We start from the raw sequence: 357 nt of genomic DNA, 5'->3' as shown, positions 1-357 counted from the left end.
TATCTGGTGTAGGTGCAGCACATTGGGCACTAATCGGTGCTGGATTACTCGCTGTGGGATCGGTAGTATCATTAACCGTGATCGTCTGAGTTACATTGATGCTGTTTCCAGCAGCATCCGTCACACTATAGGTTCTGGTGATCACTTCCGGATTGCTGTTCCCATCACTTACATCACTTACAAAAGCAACCGTAGGAGTTCCACAATTGTCTGCCTCGTCTGTTACGACAGTGATATCCGGTGTAGGTGCAGCACATTGTGCACTGATCGGTGCTGGATTGCTTGCTGTTGGATCGGTAGTATCGTTAATGGTGATTGTCTGAGTCACATTGATGCTGTTTCCTGCGGCATCCGTCA

The 357-nt window shown here is 48.2% G+C and carries 1 protein-coding gene; it reads right to left on the bottom strand.

The features are described 5' to 3' along the window. On the bottom strand, nucleotides 1-357 hold a 357-nt coding region (locus tag ACXAGJ_RS24740), incomplete at both ends, for a hypothetical protein (RefSeq protein WP_474843873.1).

Source organism: Aquimarina sp. AWH4_224, assembly GCF_056160245.1.
Note: the sequence above shows the minus strand (reverse complement) of the source record. Positions and strands in the feature narration are given on the sequence as shown.